The organism is Jutongia sp. SJQ-6 (assembly GCF_054161275.1).
Genome location: NZ_CP195314.1, coordinates 874,653 through 890,298, shown reverse-complemented (window position 1 = coordinate 890,298; position 15,646 = coordinate 874,653). Strand labels below are relative to the sequence as shown.

Annotated in this window: 10 protein-coding genes; 9 read left to right on the top strand and 1 reads right to left on the bottom strand. The window is 39.2% G+C overall.

All coding sequences use genetic code 11. The annotated features are described in order from the left end of the window. Nucleotides 1-10 precede the first annotated feature (10 nt). Complete coding sequence (gene rffA, locus ACSAJE_RS04165; protein WP_458009754.1) at nt 11-1,132, top strand: dTDP-4-amino-4,6-dideoxygalactose transaminase; 1,122 nt, start codon at nt 11-13, stop codon at nt 1,130-1,132. On the opposite strand, the gene ACSAJE_RS04160 is transcribed toward rffA, so the two are convergent. After that, on the bottom strand, nt 1,098-5,654 hold the full coding sequence (locus ACSAJE_RS04160) for a YfhO family protein (protein ID WP_458009753.1): 4,557 nt from the start codon (nt 5,652-5,654) through the stop codon (nt 1,098-1,100). The two genes, rffA and ACSAJE_RS04160, sit on opposite strands and share 35 nt — an antisense overlap. A 151-nt stretch (nt 5,655-5,805) precedes the next feature. Between ACSAJE_RS04160 and ACSAJE_RS04155 the strand changes: the two genes are divergently transcribed. The 8 genes from ACSAJE_RS04155 (at nt 5,806) to ACSAJE_RS04120 (ending at nt 15,596) form a co-directional block, all read left to right on the top strand. Further along, nucleotides 5,806-6,921 carry an FkbM family methyltransferase gene (locus tag ACSAJE_RS04155; RefSeq protein ID WP_458009752.1) on the top strand — a complete coding sequence of 372 codons (1,116 nt, stop codon included), beginning with the start codon at nt 5,806-5,808 and terminating at the stop codon, nt 6,919-6,921. A 209-nt stretch (nt 6,922-7,130) separates the two neighbouring features. After that, the gene (locus ACSAJE_RS04150; RefSeq protein ID WP_458009751.1) at nt 7,131-8,873 is read left to right on the top strand and encodes a GspE/PulE family protein; all 1,743 of its coding nucleotides are present in this window, start codon (nt 7,131-7,133) and stop codon (nt 8,871-8,873) included. Nucleotides 8,874-8,942: 69 nt separating this feature from the next. Further along, on the top strand, nt 8,943-10,004 hold the full coding sequence (locus ACSAJE_RS04145; RefSeq protein WP_118506796.1) for a type IV pilus twitching motility protein PilT: 1,062 nt from the start codon (nt 8,943-8,945) through the stop codon (nt 10,002-10,004). A gap of 225 nt (nt 10,005-10,229) precedes the next feature. Beyond that, a complete protein-coding gene (locus ACSAJE_RS04140) occupies nt 10,230-11,459 on the top strand; it encodes a type II secretion system F family protein (protein ID WP_458009750.1) in 1,230 nt (409 codons plus the stop codon). A gap of 92 nt (nt 11,460-11,551) precedes the next feature. Next, nucleotides 11,552-12,031: a type II secretion system protein gene (locus ACSAJE_RS04135; protein ID WP_458009749.1), complete on the top strand. Its 480-nt coding sequence runs from the start codon at nt 11,552-11,554 to the stop codon at nt 12,029-12,031. A gap of 41 nt (nt 12,032-12,072) precedes the next feature. Beyond that, on the top strand, nt 12,073-12,840 hold the full coding sequence (locus tag ACSAJE_RS04130; RefSeq protein WP_458009748.1) for a prepilin peptidase: 768 nt from the start codon (nt 12,073-12,075) through the stop codon (nt 12,838-12,840). A gap of 187 nt (nt 12,841-13,027) precedes the next feature. Next, nucleotides 13,028-14,731 carry a pilus assembly protein PilM gene (pilM, locus tag ACSAJE_RS04125; RefSeq protein WP_458009747.1) on the top strand — a complete coding sequence of 568 codons (1,704 nt, stop codon included), beginning with the start codon at nt 13,028-13,030 and terminating at the stop codon, nt 14,729-14,731. A 16-nt stretch (nt 14,732-14,747) separates the two neighbouring features. After that, nucleotides 14,748-15,596: a hypothetical protein gene (locus tag ACSAJE_RS04120; protein ID WP_458009746.1), complete on the top strand. Its 849-nt coding sequence runs from the start codon at nt 14,748-14,750 to the stop codon at nt 15,594-15,596. Nucleotides 15,597-15,646 lie beyond the last annotated feature (50 nt).

Sequence of the window (15,646 nt, the reverse complement as noted above, 5' to 3'; positions counted from 1 at the left end):
GAGGATTATTATGATAGGATTTAACATTGCTCCTTTTGTGGGAAAAGAATTGGAATATATGAAGCAGACAGTGGATGCACATAAAATATGTGGAGATGGAGTATTCAGTCAAAAATGCCGGACATGGTTAGAAAATGAAACCAGAACCAGTGCTGCAATGCTGACGACTTCATGTACACATGCATTGGAAATGGCAGCTTTGCTGTGTGACATTCAGCCAGAAGATGAAGTGATCATGCCTTCGTATACTTTTGTGTCTACTGCGGATGCCTTCGTGATGCGTGGAGCTAAGATCGTTTTTGTTGACATTCGTCCTGATACAATGAACATCAATGAAAATTTGATTGAGGAGGCAATTACAGATAAAACAAAGGCAATTGTTCCGGTTCATTATGCAGGGGTTTCCTGTGAAATGGATAAAATAATGGAAATTGCAAGATTGCATAATTTGTATGTTGTTGAGGATGCTGCGCAAGGGGTTAAAGCATATTATAAGGGAAAAGCATTGGGGAGCATTGGAGACTTTGGATGCTATAGTTTCCATGAAACAAAAAATTATTCCATGGGTGAAGGCGGTGCGATATTGATTAGGGAGCAACAGTTCATAGAACGCGCCGAAATCATTCGCGAAAAGGGAACTGATCGTTCTAAGTTTTACCGAGGTGAGGTGGATAAATACTCTTGGTGTGATGTGGGATCATCGTATTTGCCAAGTGATCTTAATGCGGCATATTTATGGGCACAACTTGAAATTGCTGATCAGATCAATAACAAACGGTTATCCATTTGGAAACAATATGACGAGGAGTTGCGAGAACTCAAATATATAGATACACCTTACATTCCCGAAGGCTGTGAGCACAATGCTCATATGTATTACATTAAAGTGGGAGATATCGAAGAGAGGTCTAAACTAATACAATATTTAGCAGAGCATGACATTAAAGCAGTATTTCATTATGTACCGTTACATTCTTCACAGGCAGGAAGGAAATATGGACGATTTTCAGGTGAAGATGTTTATACGACCAAGGAAAGTGAAAAATTGCTCCGACTGCCGTTGTATTACGATTTGCAATCGGAGCAGGTAGAATATATTATTCAGACATTAAAGTATTTTTACGGCGTCTGATCAGACGCTGTAATCCGTATACCAGAGCGGTTAAAATCCAAAAGCATGCTGAAATCATACGGCTTGACTTCATGCCATATGGTTCAAACTTCAATGTAAGCGTATGCTTTCCGGCAGGAGTTTTGATATAAATGCCGGCATCATATGGATTTTCAACCGCTACTTTTTTGCCGTCAATGTAAGCGGACCAACCTTTATCGTAGGCAAGGCTTAACATGGTATATCCATCTTTCTCATAATTTGTTGTACCAGTTATCGTATCGTTTTTGATCGAGATATTTTCTAACTGATTTTTGGACAAAGTTTTTTGCAGGTTTTGATAAGAAGATGTATTCATAATGACTATATTATAGGCATCACGAAATTCTACGGACATATTTGGAAATGCTATCGTGGTTTCAAAGGTCTGTCCCTCTTTTGCATCGTTTATGCCGACAAATTCATTGGGATAAAAGTATACATACCCAGTAGTCTCAGCTTTATAACGGATATGGATTTGTAATTTGTAATTTTCACCATTATCTAAAGTATTGTATAATGCCTCAGCTTCCTGATAACTTAATTTATTGCCAAGTTCGTCGGTGAAGTAAAAAGAATTATTTTTGGTTGTGTCATCACTATATTGTATGTATTGATACGTTAGCAAGGCATTGTCGTTACCTGTTAGCAGGACAGATAATCCATTGTAATAATCGGGTGCAAAATTTATTATATCTTTAGAAAAGTGAGTTATTTCTTCAGGTGCATAAAGGCCTAGAGAAAGTGCATTTGGATTTTCGTAAACAAAATATGAATTGATCATACCTACGTAATTATAGTGGCTTAGATCGTATTGAACCTGATTGCCATTCTGAGGAATCAAAATATATCTACTACAGCTTAAATCTAGTCCTAATGGTGTTGAAAGATGCTGTGCAGAAATAGTATTTGCGCCTGTACAGAATCCTAAAAGAATATTTAGATTGCGCTGGTAATTGTTTATGAAAGAGTTGAATGCGCTGATGGAGGGCGTATCATAAACTTCACCGACATTAGTATAGCTTGTTAAATATACATGTCTAGTAAATGAAGTTTCTTTTGATTTAAATAAATTACGTTGCTCTACAAAATTTTCATAATTTGTTATATTTGCAAGTTGCCATCGGGATGATACAAAAATACCATTTGTCGCAAGTTCCAAAATAAATACAAGTATAATAAATCTGTAAAATTGTTTAGAGTACTTTTTGTTAAAGAATAACAGTGCGATTGTATAAATAATGCATACTATTATAGAGCATATAAAAGCATAAGTTGTTGAATTTAAGTTGAAAGAATAACAAATTAGCAGGAAAGTGGTTACCGATATCGTTGAAATAGCAATACATAATTTATTGCTTTTGGAATACGCTCTAATAGAATCGTATACCATGTTTGCAAATAAAAACATCAAAATAAAAACATATCGATTAGGTACTTTGGTTTGGTAATGGAGTCCATTCCAAAGATATGAGAGCATATTCCCGTTGAAACTGATTGAAAGAAAAATGATAGGAATTAATTGTCGTATTTTCTCTGTGAGCTTGATATTTGAACAGAAGAAATAATGAAAAACTAATAACAATACTAGTATTCCGCAGTATAGTGCAGCATAATTATTGTCTGTTGTGACGGTAGAAGTGGGGATAAATAGCATATAGTTTTTCCATTGAGTCAAAAAATTCCCGTGTAGTCCAATGGTAGGGAGGATCGAATCATTACTTTTATACATTAGATTTTTCGACGCATTTACAGTGTTGTATATTACAAAAAAACTATTACCAGCAGCAATAATGGAACAAATAGCAAATCTAATCCCTGTAAATAAAAATTGTTTCCAATTTTCGAATTTACAAGTGAAAAAGTAAATTACTAAAAAAATACACATATACATTCCTAACATTAAATTTGTAATAATACAAAAAGATAGTAGTGCAATATATAAGCAGCTTTTCTTAAGATATATTAATTGTTCGATCGAGTATATCAAGAGAGGAAATGCAGCTAAAGTAATATACCAATTGGTAAAACCATGCATAGATAACATATATGCATTTAGTGAATAAATCAGTGAAGGAAGTAACAGTCGAATATCTGATTTATTTGCCTGTTTTTCTCTTAATCTATGAGTTAAGTAAAAACACATTGATAAGCTACAAAAACCAATACATATTCCGACAGATAGGGTAAGAAGCATAGCTACCGCGTTTGGAGAAATATTTTTATATAGTACGGATAACACGTCGTTTAATGTGTTGTTTGTGTACAGGTTTGTGTTATATCCTGCATTTAAGCTTAAGTATTTATTGCCTATTTTAGCGGAATAAATAGAGTCTAATTTTGTTGGAAAGGTTAAGCCAATTCCATCCTCATCCAAGAAAGACAAATTGCCAAATGGAATGCAATCGTTTACAATCATCATGATGAGATAAATGGTTGTTGGAATTGCATAAGCAAGTATGTATATGCGATTGCTATATATAAATTTAGACAGTTTCTTAATCATTGAATTATTATTTAGTGTAGTTCCTATATTTCTTATTTTTTTAATTGAATGCTCTTTTTTATCATAAAAAGTCAAAAATAGTATAATTATTAAACCAAGATAACTGCAGACAACTCCAATATAATCAATCTGTATAAAGCTGGTGGACGGCAGTTTGGAGTTATAAGTTGTTATGGCATCTTTAAGTTGTGGAAGTATTTCTTCGTTAATGCTATACATTAGAAAGTTTACGTTATAGTTATCACCGCTTTTTCCGTTAAAGCGAATGTATCCAATCTTCGAGTTAGTCAATTGCTCTTTTGTGTATGACAATAAAGTAGAATCTATATAAGAATTCCATATATAAATTGTATTGTTAAGAGTTTCGGTATTATTAATTTTATATGTTAAATAAAAGTAACCGTCAGTATTGGAGCTATCGGCATTAAAATTAACATTAAATAAGGAGTCTCGTGTTTGCGTAACGGTATAGTTTCGAGAATTCAGAAATGACAAAGTTGCGGGACTTGTAGTGAACAGATCATCTCGGATGCCTAATTTATGAACCATACAATTATACTTATCAAATATATTAGGTAAATCTTTTTTTGCGTCCTTTTGTATTTCTTTCTTAGTACACAAATTAAGAGAATCTAAATCGTTTAGAGTAGAATATAATTCGCTATCTAGGTGGTCTTTGAAATAGTTTTGATACATAATTGCTTCTTTGTTTGAAGATTTTTTTTGTAAACTCTCGGATTGAAAGATATTCTTAGGGTATGCGGAGACAGTCTTTGGACATAAATTTAAATTAGTAATGCAGCAAATATTAATTGTGCATTCGATAAGAAGGGCAATGTAGAAAATGGCATATTTATGCTTGGATGATGTGTGAGTGTAAACAATATAAAAATAAAAACAGTAAAATAATGACAATATGATCGTAATAGGTACAAATATCAATATCATGTTGTGCAATAAATATAGCAGTGATATTCCTAAAGAGACACCAAAAAGTATAAACGCTGACAACAGTGATATCCTACGAATGTTCTGTGCGCTGGATAGACTTCGAGCTGCTAAATATAACATCCAAAATGTTAAAAAGAAAGATTCTGGTATCATAGAATACTGTAAATTCAATAATCCATGAAAAAGATATTGCACTGGAGAAAGGTTGAGTTCTATAATAATTATAAGTGAAAAGAATAAGTATCCTATTTTTTCTCTATAAGAATGGTTTTGTTGAAAAAAGAAAATAATGCATAGTAAAAAAAAGGCCATTCCGACATAAAAATCCATATACTGTCCCGACATTGAAAAAAGAGAGGATGGGGTGTTACCTAAAAATAAACGTGATAAAAATGTTGACCATGAATAGTTAGTAGTGAAGCCGGAGTAACTGTACGCAGAATGTTCATGCCAGTAAGGTGCATAGAAAAACATCCAGCGTGCAGCTCCGCATAAAAAGGATAATACGTAGCATATAATTATATGTGATAATGTACCAAGAGAAAAATTATGTTTAATCAATAAACTAATATTTGTATATATGAATAATAATAAAAGTATGGGAAATGCCATGTGGGGATCTAAAAGTAATAAACATGCATTGCAAAGTATCATGCGGATGTAATGACCGTGTTCGATAGAGTAATCTGCATAATAAAAAGCAATTGGGAAAAAGGCAAAAAAGAGTAAGGATAGCAGGGACTGTTGCTGACATATCCCGTAAGAGCATAGTGCATAGGCCAAAGAAAAAATATGACGTAGCCATGGCGTTGGTAAATTGATTGTTGTAGATTTATTACAAAAATAATAAAATGATAAACCTGCACAACCGTTGCAAAGTATATGTAAACTAGAAAGCTGTATGGAATAAAGCTTAAATGGTGTTGCCTGGTATACTAATTTGACACATAGAAGAATGATCATTGGCACTATGAATGATACAAGGTACGGTATCAATGTGTTATTATTTAGTTTGTTTTTTATATTAAAATTTAATTTTTGTAACATAGGTTTTCCTCCGAAAGCTTTTTTGATATAATACCATACATAGGAAAAATGAACAATATTGTATGACAAATGAAAAGCAGTTATGTTGACGGTGTTCAAAGTAAATGCTAGGATGAAACAATGGATGCTTATGGGAAAGGTGGATTTTTGCATGAATATACAACAATGTGATGTACGAAAAAAAACGATACAGGACATACAAAGACATCTGTCTGATAATATTGATGCGAGAGTGCTTATATGGGGATGCTCCAAAACAGCGGAGACGATAACAAATTATATGTTACATTGCGGACTCAAGGAGATATCTGCGTATATTGTTGACGATCAATATTATGAAAATAATAAATTTTTGGGACGCGATGTCCTAAAATCCAGTGAGTGGATTTCACAGGCAACGGACAGTGATTTTATTATATGTGGATTCGTAGGACAAAAGCAAGCCAAGGCTTTGAAAGAGAGGCTTCCGCGATATGTAAAATGTTATTCCTTTCTTTTTCCGTATAGCATGAATGCATATGGAAATTATTTAAATCAAGAGATATATGAAAGTCTTATGGTGGATTTTGAGGATGTTTATTATAATTTATCAGATAACCGATCAAAATTGATTTTGGAAACATATATAAATGCCTGTATATCAGGTGATGATAGTATAATTGCAAGTTTGTGTACAGAAGACCAATATTTTAATGATTTGACAAAAGATGCGGCAATACATTGTTTTGTGGATTGTGGTGCATACAATGGGGATACGGCGGAAACAGTTGAACAGGTATATCAAGAAACGATTGAGAGGATTGTATGCTTTGAACCTGATATCCATAATGTTGGTGAAATAAAGAGAAAAATTAAGAAAAATCAATTGTCGGGTAAAAAAATAACAATTATTCAAAAAGGAAGCTGGTCGGAGCAAAATAAATTGTATTTTTCGTCAACAGGATCCAGCTCGTCAATATGTGAAGATGGAGAATATGCAATAGAAGTTGACTCTGTTGACCGTGTGATGCAGACGCTTTCTATGCCGGTTGATTATATTAAAATGGATGTAGAGGGGAGCGAGTTTGAGACGCTTCGGGGTTCGATAAAGACAATACAGACGGATCATCCGATATGTGCTATTTGCGTATATCATAAGGTGGACGATATACCGGTATTGTTTCATGAATTAAAAAGGATTGTTTCTGACTATCCGTACCGATTTTATTTAAGATATCATGGATTTGACTTACGAGAGTTGGTTTTGTATGCAATACCAGAAAGATAAAAGACACATATATAGCATATGTTTGCGCTAAATCAGATGGGATCTTATAGCAAATACTTGCGTTATATGCCAAAAACTACTATAATAGAATTAAATGTGGGTAAGTATGCCTTGTTGTATGTGATGGCACACATGCCCGGAGCGAGAATAATAGCAACAACACAACGAGAAGGAAGAAAATATGCAAAAAGTATGAGCAGGAGGGGAAGATGGATAGTTTTGGTGCATCAAGAGGACGTCGTAAGAAACGTTTAGGAGATTTGCTGATTGAAGGTGGCTTGATCAATGACGAACAGCTTCAACAGGCATTACAGGCACAAAAGGAAGGTGATGTCAGACAGAAACTTGGTACTGTGCTGATCGATCTTGGCTTTGCATCTGATGATGATATCGCAGAGGTACTGAGCAGACAGTTGAATTTGACGAGGGTTCGCTTAGCGGATTATCATATAGAAGACAATGTGCTCACATTGGTTGATGAGAAATTGCTTCGTAAATATATGTTGATGCCATATGAGTTTGATCCGGAGAATCCGAATGTGCTCCGTGTAGCAATGAGTGATCCGATGGATCTCGGAGCGTTAGATGATCTGTCTATCGTGACAGGTCTTCGCATCGAGGCTCATGTTACTACAGTAAAGGATGTAGCGCAGGCGCTTGATCGTTACTTTGGTAATGCGGAAGCAATGAAAGTGGCAGATCAGTTCACGAAAGAGCATCAGGAGCGTTATGGTAATAGAGAGAATCGTAATGAGGAGTCAGAGGAGATTAAGCAGGCACCGATCGTACGACTCTTAAATCAGATTATTGAGCAGGCAGTACATAAAAGAGCCAGTGATATTCACTTTGAGCCGATGGAAGAGCAGCTTCGTATCCGATTCCGAGTGGACGGTGTGCTTCAAGAGGCGATGCGGCATGATATTACGCTGTTCCCGGCGCTGGTCGCTCGTATCAAGATTGTCAGCGGTATGGACATTTCAGAGAAACGTAAGCCACAGGATGGTCGTATGAGTGTTATCGTTGATCGACAGGAGTTCGATCTCCGTGTATCTAACTTGCCGACGGTATACGGCGAGAAAGTCGTAATGCGTTTGACGCAGAAGAAGGCGCTGACGAGAGATAAGAAGGATTTGGGATTCCAGCCGGATGATTTAGCGAAGTTCGATAAGATTTTGGCGCACCCGCACGGTATTATCCTTGTAACAGGACCAACCGGTAGTGGTAAATCTACGACATTGTATACGGCACTTAGCGAATTGAATACAGAGGGCGTTAATATTATCACCGTAGAGGACCCGGTAGAGGCAAACCTTGCCGGGATAAATCAGGTACAGACCAACCCGAAGGCGGGACTTACCTTTGCATCGGCACTTCGTTCTATCTTGCGTCAGGATCCGGACATCATCATGATCGGTGAGATCCGTGACCAAGAGACTGCTAATATTGCCGTTGAAGCGTCTATTACCGGTCACTTGGTAGTAAGCACGCTGCATACAAATAGTGCGGCAAGTACGATCACCCGTTTGGCAGATATGGATATAGAGAGTTACATGATTGCAGATGCTGTTGTTGGTGTTATTGCACAGCGACTGCTTCGACGTGTATGCCCGGATTGTAAGAAGATGGTTCCGTTGACGGAATTCGAAAAGGAAGAAATGCATATCCGGCCGGAATACCGGAGCAGAGAGATTCTTGTACCGCAGGCAAATGTCGGCAGTGATTGCATGAGATGCGGCGGATCGGGATATCAGGGTCGTGTCGGTATTTATGAGATCATGCCAATGTCTAATATGATCAAGCGAATCATTATTCGCGAGGGATCAGCGGAGGAGATTGAGAATCAGGCGATTCGAGAAGGAATGAAAACACTTGTCACTTCAGCAAATCAATATGTATTACAGGGTATTACGACGATTGAAGAAGTACATCGTGTTGCATATGGAGAAGAGTAAAAAGAGAGGGCTATTGTTAGACCTTATCGGATAGAACTAAAAATCTAAGCACAAAATGGGGGAACAGACATGTTAAGTTTTACGATTAATGATCTGCTTGCACAGGCACGTAAGATCGGTGCATCCGATCTTCATGTAGCTGCAGGAGCAGAGGCAAAATGCCGTGTGCACGGTGAATTAAGGAAAATTACAAGGGAACCGTTGTCGGCAGCAGACACCGCGGAATTGATCATGCCGATGGTGCCGGAACGATTGCGTGCATCGCTGGATGAGACGGGTGAGGCGGATTTCTCACACGCCATTCCGGGAAATGGCCGATTCCGTGTGAACGTACTCAAGCAGAAAGGTGCATTGGGTACGGTTATTCGTTTGATCAGTACGGAGATTCCCAGTGCAGAGTCTTTGGGGCTGCCACCGTCAGTCGTAGAGCTTACCAAGAAAAAGCGTGGACTTGTCTTAGTGACAGGACCGACCGGTAGTGGTAAATCTACCACGTTGGCATCGCTCATAGATATTATTAATACAGAACGTGCAGAACATATTATCACAATGGAGGACCCGATCGAGTACGAACATTTTCATAAGGCGTCCATTATCAATCAGCGTGAAGTAGGAATGGATACGATGTCCTTTAGCGCAGCGCTCCGTGCAGCACTCCGTGAGGATCCGGATGTTATCCTCGTCGGCGAGATGCGTGACTTGGAGACGATTTCATCAGCGATTACTGCGGCTGAGACCGGTCACTTGGTATTTTCAACCTTGCATACCATTGGTGCAGCAGCAACTGTCGATCGTGTTATCGACGTATTCCCGCCGCATCAGCAGCAGCAGATTCGTGTGCAGTTGGCGAATGTATTGATTTCTGTTATTTCTCAGTCCTTGATCCCGACGAGAGATGGCAAAGGTCGTGTAGCGGCGTTTGAGATCATGCATACTACACCTGCGATCCAGAACCTGATCCGTGAGAATAAGACACATCAGATTTCATCTTCGATCCAGACAAGTAAGAATATGGGTATGATCACGATGGATGATGCGATTTACAAATTATATAATGACGGCAAGATCGATTCTACGCAGGCACTTGAATTTGCACAGGAACCGGATCAGTTGCGAAAAAAATTATACTAAATATTTAAATTCGGCATATTGTCTAACTACGGTAGTAGAAAATTGGATAGTTTTAACAAAAATGGAAAAAATGACACAAAATTGTCTAAAAAAGCAAAAAATATGGTATAATTTTTGAACAAACTATGAACAACCTGGAAACGAAACGGATTCTATATGGGTGAAATTCGAAACGAGTATCATTTATACAGAAGATTGTTCATACATACATAGTGGAAGGAAAAGGTGATACGTGTGGCGACAACAGCGTTTAACTATACGGCGATAGACGCCGGTGGAAAACAGAAAAAAGGCACGATCGAAGCTGCCAGCTTAGATGCGGCGAGAGCGAATCTGAAGAATCAGGGGTTGACACCGATTACGGTGGAGAAACCAAATGCCTTGAATAAGGAACTGAGCATCAACATTGGTGGTAAGGTTAAGGCGAAAGACTTGGCAGTGTTCTGTAAGCAGTTCCAAAGTATCCTGCATGCCGGAGTTACCGTGATCCAGGCGCTTGGAATGCTTGGTGAGCAGTGTGAGAATAAGAAACTACAGAATGCGGTACAGGAAGTAAAGGTACTTGTAGAGAAAGGTGATACATTGGCGGGCGCGATGAGCACGATCCCGGATGTGTTCCCGAGTATTCTTGTAAACATGGTAGAAGCCGGTGAAGCTTCCGGTAGCTTGGAGACAACATTTGAACGAATGTCGGTAAACTTTGATAAAGATGCCAAGATCAAGGGAATGGTTATGCAGGCAATGATTTATCCTTGTATCTTACTTTTAGTAATCATTGGTGTAGTTATCATCATGTTAGTAAAGGTAGTACCATCATTCCAAGAGACGTTTGATTCGGCAGGTGGCAAATTGCCGGGTATTACATTGGCGGTCGTAGCGATTAGTAATTTCCTGATCGCGAAGTGGCCGTTCTTCTTGGGTGGAGTAATTGCGATTGTTGTTGCAATTCGTATGTTTATGAAGACGGATCAGGGAGCAGTGTTCTTTGGAACAATTGCGATGAAAGCACCGATATTTGGAGATCTCACGATCAAATCAGCGAGTGCGAGACTAACTCGTACATTAAGTACATTGATGGCATCTGGCATCCCAATGGTTGCTGCGATAGAGATCGTAGCGAAGTTGATGTCGAACCGCTTGGTTCAAGTGGCGGTTGAGGATGCAAAGAACGAGGTGGAGCGAGGTGTGGCACTGTCACAGCCGTTAGAAGATAGTGGAGTTTTTCCACCGCTTCTGTGTCATATGACACGAATTGGTGAGGAGACGGGTAACATGGAAGAGATGCTGGAAAAAGTAGCTGACTATTACGATGATGAAGTGGAAGCGGCAACGCAGGCGGTTACAGCAGTAATGGAACCTCTTATTATCATTTTGATGGCAGCAATTGTTGTTCCGATCATGGGAGCAATTATGGCACCGATGCTTAGCATCTATAGTATGGCAGAGAATTCTTAAAGCGGTTTCTGTACTAAATCAAAGTTGTGTTATAACCACGAGCCAAGGAGTGGTTTATAATAAATATTTTATAAGAAAAGGAGATTAAAGTTATGAAAAATTATTTAGCAAAGTTACGTGAAAACGAAGAGAAAGGTTTCTCTCTCGTTGAGTTGATTATCGTTATGGCGATTATGGCTATCTTGGTAGGTGTGGTTGCATCACAGGTTATCCCTTATATGGAGAAGTCTCGTCAGTCAAAGGATCAGCAGCAGTTGTCTAGCCTCTGTACTGATATTGTAAGTGCAATTTCACAGGCTAGTAGCGATCCGGGAGATTTTAACGCGACAGAGTTGAACACTGTTACTGCTGATTGGGGTAGCCAGTTGCAGTCTTTGAGAAGTAAAGATGGCACAACTGATACAACAGTTGCAGCTATTGAGAGTACGGTATGTAGTAAATTGAAAAGTAAGTTGTACGACAACTCCACAAAGAAGATTTATGTATCCCGTAAAGATGGTGTTGTTACGGTATATGTTGCTAAAACAGGAACTACATCTTGTGGTGGCAAGTTAGAAGTAACTTCCGAATAATTAATTACTAACAATAGTTTAGTGATAAGGAGAAAATAGTTATGCCAGTGTGGTGTGCGTATTTGGTTTTGTACATATGTGTATTTATGTTCGGGATAGTGATAGGCAGTTTCTTGAATGTCTGCATTTATCGTTATCCGAAGAAGGAGAGTTTGTTAAAAGGCTCTCATTGTATGGAATGTGGATATCACCTGCGCTGGTATGATCTGATCCCATTATTCAGTTTCCTAATACTAAGGGGCAGATGCAGGAAGTGCCATGCGAAGTTATCGCTTCAGTATCCCCTCGTGGAAGGAATGAATGGAGCATTATATGTGATCGTTTTCTTGGCGAACGGTTTCAACGTTATGAGCGTGATATATTGTCTCCTGACATCCGCCCTTATAGTATTAAGTATCATTGATTTTAGACAATACATTATCCCGGACAAGGTGAACATAGTGATTCTTGTGTTGGGCATTATTGCTACGGTTGTAGATCGACCACAGTGGAAAGAGCATGTAATTGGTTTCTTTTCAGTCAGTGTTATCCTACTGATTATTTATTTGGTGACGGTAGGACGCGGCATTGGCGGTGGCGATGTAAAGCTGATGGCGGTTGCAGGACTGGTGATCGGCTGGAAAGCATGTATTGTTGCATTTATTGTAGGGTGTATTGCCGGATCGATCATTCATGTGATACGAATGAAAGTTAGTGGTGCAAATCATCGCTTAGCGTTAGGACCTTATCTTTCAATGGGAATATGGTTTGCAATGTTATTTAGTGAACCGATAATAGAGTGGTACTTGAGATTGTGTGGACTGGCATAGGACACACATATCTTTGTTGTTATGGGCTTTTTTGACCAAGATTAAGCAATGGAAAATCTTGGTTTCATTGTCACAGAGTGCTTGACGCATTGTCAAACATTGTGTGATATGAAACTGGTTTCTATTGTATTTCGTACAGAAGCTATGGATCAAATTATGATGAAAAAGACAGGGAGGAACAAGATAGATGGCAAAGAAAGTATTGAGTATTGAGATAGGACAACAGGTAACCAAGGCGGTTGTCATTGATTTCCTGAAGAAGAACCCTCATGTGTACAATGCCTTTTCCTTTGACACGCCGGAAGGTGTTATGGAAGACGGTTATGTCAAGGATAAGGATCGTATGGCACAGCTTCTTCGTGAACAGATGAAGGACAATGGTGTCAAAGAAAAAGAGGTTGTGTTCTCTATCGCATCTAGCAAGATCGCGAGTCGTGAGGTAACTGTTCCGTACGTTCCGGAGAAGAACTTAGACAATCTGATCAATGCGACAGCGCAGGATTACTTCCCGGTCAATATGGATGAGTACACATTGGCTTACAATGTGTTGGAGACAGTTAAGGAAAAGGATAAAAAGAGCTTGAAGCTGTTGCTTCTTGCTGCACCGGACTCTTTGATCCAGAATTATTATAGTTTGGCAGATCTGATGGGCGTTCGCGTGGAATCCATTGACTATTATGGAAACGGTTCCATGCAGGTGCTGCAGAAACATATTGGATCCGGATATAGCGTGTGTGTGCAGATTGGTTCCTTAAATACTATGGTAAGTGTATTGAAAGAAAATCAGCAGATCATGCAGAGAACGATTCCATATGGTACGAATACAATTATAGAGACGATGTTAGCACATCCGGCATTGGAGTGTCGCGATGAGACGGACGCAATGGAAATGCTCTGTCGTGAAAATGTTGTGTATTCCACATTGGATTATGAGGATGAGACAGTACGAGGAACAAGAATTTCCGAGGATCAGTGGAAACGCTCCGGCCAAAGCCGTGAGGCAAGAAAAGCAGTTACCGATGCGGTTGGCGGTATTTTATTAAGTGTTATTCGAGTGGTTGATTATTTTGGCTCTCGTTATCCGGACTGCCAGCTCGGTTATATTTATATCACAGGTATGGGTGTTAAGATCCGCGGATTGGATACCTTGTTTGAGCGTGAGATGGACCTTCCGGTTCGTAAGCTGGAGAAATTAACAAACATTACATTCTCTAGAGGATTTGCAAGAAGCTTGCAGGATCAGACGGAGTATATCGCAGCGATCGGTGCAGCGATTGAGCCGGTAGGATTTTCCTTAAAGGAACTGAAAAACAAGCAGGGTCGTGCGGCAAGCATGAGAACGGTCAAGATCATCTTGGCAGGCAGTGTGGTTGTTGCAGTTGCGCTCGTTGCAGTTGGATGGTTCCGACTTGTTGGTGCGAACAAGGAGAACGAGAATCTCAAGATGGAGAAGCAGTCACTGCAGAGCATTAATCAGGTATATACGGAGAACGAACAGGCGACTAAGAAGTTTGAAGATGCGGCTGCGCTGCATGTGGCGACATCGACGAAAAATCAAAATTTGGTAGCATTAATCGAGCAGTTACAGAAGAAGCTGCCAAAGCAGATGCAGGTATCTACATTACAGTCGACAGAAGATAAAGTGACACTGACAATCACAACAAAAACAAAAATTTCGGTTGCGAAAATGTTGGTGGAATTTGAAGGAATTGATCTCTTGACGAATGTGAATGTTGCTTCTATTACTGGCGAAGATAATGACGGAAAAGTAGGTAAATACACATTCTCGGTAACAGCAGATTATACACAGTTACCAACGAAAGAAGAGAAGGATGTCTCACTGGATGAAGCAGATACAACGACAACAGATACAACACAGACGGCACAGTAATAGGAGGTGACACAGAATGGCTACACAGAACACAAAGACGAAGACGACATTAGCAGATAAAGATAAGAAAGTATTGATGATCCTTGGTGCACTGGTGATTTTAGCGTTGGCATGGTTCTTAGGTTATCAGAAGTTTAATGAGCAGCGCGAGACAGTAGCGACAGAGAATGATCAGTTGGCGATGGAAGTGTCACAGCTTCGTGCAAAAGTATCCAAGAAAGCACAGGTAGAGGCTGATACGGAGAAGAAGAATGCCCGTACCGAGCAGGTGCTTCTTGCATATCCGTCAGAGCTTCGTACGCAGGATGCGATCAATCGCTTTGACCAGTTAGAGAAGAAAGTGAAGGGTCTTACGATCACAACGGAAAACTTTACAATGAATCAGATCTTCTTCCAGGATGGCGCAGCATTAGAGCAAGTTGTTGCACAGAATGCAGACGACGATGCTCAGTCGAAAGATGCGAATGGTGGCAATTCGACAGCTAGTGGTAATTCGACAGCTAGTGGTAATAATGCACAGAATAGTACGAATAATACGGCTAACGCAGCAACGAATGAGGCTGCTGCTGCAGACAATGCACAGAATGCGCAGTCAACCGACACCGGTAATTATACCGGTTACCGTTCGGATGTAGGCATTACATTTGCTACGGATTATAAATCGTTGAAGAGCGTGTTGAACTTTATCAACAACTATTCAGAGCGAATGAATGTTTCGAATGTTAATATTTCATCCGATGAAGGATCTAAGGCATTACAGTGTACAATGACCGTGCAGATGTTCTCAGTTGGAGGACAGGCGAAAGAGTATAAGGATCTGACATTATCCGGTGTACCACTTCGCAAAGACAATATTTTTCAGTAAATAGGTTACGCTCGGGTTCGGATGACGAATCCGGGCGTATTGGAGTAATA